Consider the following 4,103-nt stretch of genomic DNA (forward strand, 5'->3'; position numbering starts at 1 on the left):
GTTGCGATGGGCGAATGCCGACCGTGTGCCGTCGGGGCGGCTGATCCTGTTGGTGATGTTCGCGGTCGGCTGGCTGGTCGGCATCTACACCCGCAGCGGCCGCGACTGATGCCGCCGTCACCTCACTCGAGTCAGGCATCGATCCGAGCGAGGCACAGTGCTCTATAGTTGACATCTTCCGATTCACTGTGCACAACATTCGGAGGGCGTCCGAAATGGGCTGGGAGCGACCGTCAGAGCCGGTGCGTGAGCTGATCCGGCGCGGCGCCGAGCTGTCCCTGGCGGCGCCGCGCGAATCGTTCGACGAAGTCGACGAAGCTGTGCTGAAGGCTCCCAATATGGGGCCGGTGGCCGCGGATCCGGTCCTGCGCGAAGGGATTCGACGGACGAACCGCGCGAACATGCTGCACTGGGCGGCGGCCAATGTGCGTGATCCCGGTGTCGCGGTGGCGGCGAACCTGGGGGAGGAACCCCTCACGGTGGCCCGTGATCTGGTGCGGCGCGGGCTCAACGAATCGATGCTCGACGCCTACCGGGTGGGTCAGGAGGTCGCGTGGCGGCAGTGGATGGCGATCGCGTTCGAACTGACCTCGGACGCCGGCGAACTGCGTGAATTGCTGGAGGTGTCGTCGCGGTCGATCTCGGCGTTCGTGGACGCGACCGTCTCCGCGGTCGGCGAGCAGATGCGCGCCGAGCGCGCCGAGCTGACCCAGGGCACGCACGCCGAGCGGCGTGCGATGGTCGCGCTGCTCCTCGACGGCGCGCCCATCGCCCGCGCCCATGCCGAATCGATCCTGGGCTACCGGTTCGAGGGTGTGCACACCGCCGCGGTGGTGTGGAGTGACGCACCGGATTCCGATGCCGGGCAACTGGATTCGGTCGCCGAGGGGCTGGCCCGGAGCGCGGGCGCGATGCGACGGCTGAGTGTGGTGGCCGGCTCGGCGACCCGCTGGGTCTGGGTGCCGGGCAGCCCGGACGCCGACGCCGCGGCGGCCGCGGTGGACGCGCTGCCCGGCGTGCGGGTCGCGCTCGGAGCGCCCGAACACGGACTGGAGGGCTTCCGCCGCAGCCACTTCGACGCGCTCACCACACAGCGGATGCTGGCCCGCATCGAATCGAGTCGGCGCATCGCCACCTACCGGGAGGTCGCGGTGGTCGCCTTGATCACCGAGGACCTCGACGGTGCGGACCGCTTCGTCCGCCAGACCCTGGGCGATCTGGCCACCGCCGCCCCGGAGGTGCGCGCGGTGGTGTCGGCGTTCGTCGAGGAGCAGTGCAATGCCGTGCGCGCCGCGCAGCGCCTGTTCACCCACCGCAACACCGTGCTGCGGCGACTCGCGCAGGCCGACCGGCTACTGCCGCGTCCCTTGCGCGACAACAGCATCGACGTCGCGGTCGCGTTGGATGTGGTGCGCTGGCGCGGCGCGCGGGCGTGATTCACCCGGTTGTGCTGCCCGCGAGATTCATCCGGCCGCCATGCCCGCGTGATTCGCCAATCCGCCGGACCCGTGTGATCTACCCGCTCGCCGTGGCGGCGTGATCCGCCGCGTGAGCGACCAAGCGGTCCGCGAGGCCCGGCGCGAGGTGATGGCGCATGCCCGCGACAGTGACGTGGCGCGAATACGGTACGGCCGCAGCGGTCGCGCGGCCACCACTGGGATGCACCATGCGATCGACGTCGCCGTGGATGACGAGCGTGGGCGCGGTGATGCGTCGCAGTTCGGGCGTGCGGTCCCCGGATTTCACGATCGCGCCCATCTGACGTGATACCCCGTGGTGGGCTCGCGCGCCGTCGCCGCGGTCCCAGGCGCCGGCGGCGTAGGACCTTTCGACGGCCGGGTCGAGGGGGAATTCCGGCGAGCCGATATGGCGCACCAGCGCCAGGTGCTGTTCGACCGACTCGGCCCGGGTGCGCGGCGGCCGCTTCAGCAGCCGCAGCATCGTCGAGGGAGCGAGCTGTCCGACTCGCAGGCTGCCGGTGGTGGAGAAGATCGAGGTCAGCGACGTCACCCGGGTGGGATTCCAGGCGGCGACGGTCTGCGCGATCATCCCGCCCATGGACATGCCGACCAGGTGGACACGCGAGATCGCGAGGTGATCGAGCAGTCCCACGGTGTCTCGGGCCATGTCGGTGAGGTCGTAATTGCGTGCCGGGGCCGCCCGGATGGTCAGCGCCGCCCGGGTCGGCGGGCGAGTGTCGATATGCGTGGAGCGGCCCACGTCGCGATTGTCCAGGCGGATGACCCGGAATCCGCGCTCGGCGAAGCCGTCGACCATTCCCGCCGGCCAGGAGGTCAGATCGAGTCCTAGGCCGGCGATCAACAGCAACGGCTCACCGTCGGGATCGCCGGATTCGCGATAGCAGATGTCGACCCCGGCGGCTGTGGTGGCGAATCGATCCTGTTCGGGCGCACCGTGATCGGGGCTCATGCGGACACCGTCTGTCCGGTCGCGGACGGGCGGATCGACCGGCCGGCCTCGGTGAAGCGCAGCTGCCGATCCTGGAACGGGTCGGAGCTCAAGGTCTTCACATCGCTGAGGTAGTCCATCGCCATGGTCCACGGCGCGGTGGGGCCCTGGCGGGGCAGCAGGTGCAGCGAGCGCTGCACGTATCCGGCGGAGAAGTCGAGCAGGGGCCGGGTCGGCATGGCCTGGTCGGCTGCGTGCGGATAGCAGATGTCGTGTCCGCCGGTGCCCATCCGCTCGAGGATGCGGCACAGGAATTCGCACACCGGGCTGACCTTCAGCGTCCAGGAGGAATTGGTGTAGCCCACCATGAATGAGAAGTTCGGGATGTCGCTGAGCATGCAGCCCTTGTAGGCGGTGGTGTCCGGCCAGGACACGGCTTCGCCGTCCACGGTGAGTTCGATATCGCCGAAGACGCACATGTTCAGGCCGGTCGCGGTGACGATGATGTCGGCCTCGAGGTGCTGTCCGGAGGCCAGGGCGATGCCGTTCTCGGTGAAGGTGTCGATGCGATCGGTGACCACCGAGGCTGCGCCGGATGAGATGGACTTGAACAGATCCGAATCCGGCACGGCGCACAACCGCTGATCCCACGGGTTGTAGGTGGGATTGAAATGGGTGTCGACCGGGAAGTCTCGGGGCAGCCGGCGGGCATTGAGTCCGCGGATCACTCGTCGCGCGGCCTGCGGGAAGCGCTGGCAGAACCGGTACACGAACCGCTGCTGCGCGACGTAGCGCCGCCGGGTAAGCGCGTATCCGCGCCGGCTGCCCAGGACCGCGCGCAGCGCGTTGGCGATCTTGTCCTGCGACGGCACCGGCACCACGTAGGTGGGCGAGCGCTGCAGCATGGTGACGTGCCCGGCGGTCTCGGCGAGCGCTGGCACCAAGGTGACCGCGGTCGCGCCGCTGCCGATGATGACGACCTTCTTGCCCTGGTAGTCGAGGTCGCGCGGCCAGTGCTGCGGGTGCACCACCTGACCGGTGAAGCGCTCCGAACCCGGGAATCGCGGGGTGAATCCCTCGTCGTAGCGGTAGTACCCGGCGCAGCTGAACAGCCACGAGCAGCTGATCAGGTCACACTGTCCGGTGCCGGTGTTCTCGACCTCGACCAGCCATCGCGCGGTCTCACTCGACCACGACGCGCCGAGCACCCGGCGATGGAAGCGGATGTGGCTGCCGATCCCGTACTGGTCGGCGGTTTCGCGCAGGTATGAAAGGATCGCCGGGCCGCCCGCGATGGACTCGCGGTTCTCCCACGGCTTGAATGCGTAGCCGAAGGTGTGCAGGTCCGAGTCGGACCGAATTCCCGGGTACCGGAACAGATCCCAGGTGCCGCCGAGGTCGTCACGTGCCTCGAGGATGGCGAAGGTCTTGCCCGGCAGGCGTTGACGCAGGTAATAGGCCGCGCCGATGCCGGAAACGCCGGCGCCGATGATCAGCACGTCGAGATGCTCGGTGGGTGCGGTCGCTGACGAGGCGGACATTCAGACTCCTTTGTCGTGGCATGTGGTATCCGTCACCAGCATGACCAAATTCGGACGATGCCGACAGGCGCAAAATGACTCACATTGTCAGTGATGTGGTGCATTGTGCATCCACTCCCATGGTGAGTTCGCGAGGCGGACGCCCGCGAACGT

The 4,103-nt window shown here is 68.5% G+C and carries 3 protein-coding genes; 1 reads left to right on the top strand and 2 read right to left on the bottom strand.

From position 1 onward, the window contains the following. Window positions 1-215: 215 nt before the first annotated feature. Window positions 216-1,436, top strand: a complete 1,221-nt coding sequence (locus ACFV4K_RS34920) for a PucR family transcriptional regulator (RefSeq protein WP_379280575.1) — start codon at window positions 216-218, stop codon at window positions 1,434-1,436. A gap of 79 nt (window positions 1,437-1,515) precedes the next feature. On the opposite strand, the gene ACFV4K_RS34925 is transcribed toward ACFV4K_RS34920, so the two are convergent. Both ACFV4K_RS34925 and ACFV4K_RS34930 read right to left on the bottom strand, forming a co-directional pair. After that, window positions 1,516-2,430: an alpha/beta fold hydrolase gene (locus ACFV4K_RS34925; RefSeq protein ID WP_379280576.1), complete on the bottom strand. Its 915-nt coding sequence runs from the start codon at window positions 2,428-2,430 to the stop codon at window positions 1,516-1,518. Then, on the bottom strand, window positions 2,427-3,950 hold the full coding sequence (locus ACFV4K_RS34930) for a flavin-containing monooxygenase (RefSeq protein WP_379280577.1): 1,524 nt from the start codon (window positions 3,948-3,950) through the stop codon (window positions 2,427-2,429). The genes ACFV4K_RS34925 and ACFV4K_RS34930 overlap by 4 nt, the downstream gene beginning before the upstream one ends. Window positions 3,951-4,103: the final 153 nt, after the last annotated feature.

The organism is Nocardia sp. NPDC059764 (assembly GCF_042732555.1).
Lineage (GTDB): Bacteria > Actinomycetota > Actinomycetes > Mycobacteriales > Mycobacteriaceae > Nocardia.

Excerpts from the sequence above, each read along its gene's own strand:
- ACFV4K_RS34920 (WP_379280575.1), top strand. The coding sequence starts at position 216 with ATGGGCTGGGAGCGACCGTCAGAGCCGGTGCGTGAGCTGATCCGGCGC.
- ACFV4K_RS34925 (WP_379280576.1), bottom strand. The coding sequence starts at position 2,430 with ATGAGCCCCGATCACGGTGCGCCCGAACAGGATCGATTCGCCACCACA.
- ACFV4K_RS34930 (WP_379280577.1), bottom strand. The coding sequence starts at position 3,950 with ATGTCCGCCTCGTCAGCGACCGCACCCACCGAGCATCTCGACGTGCTG.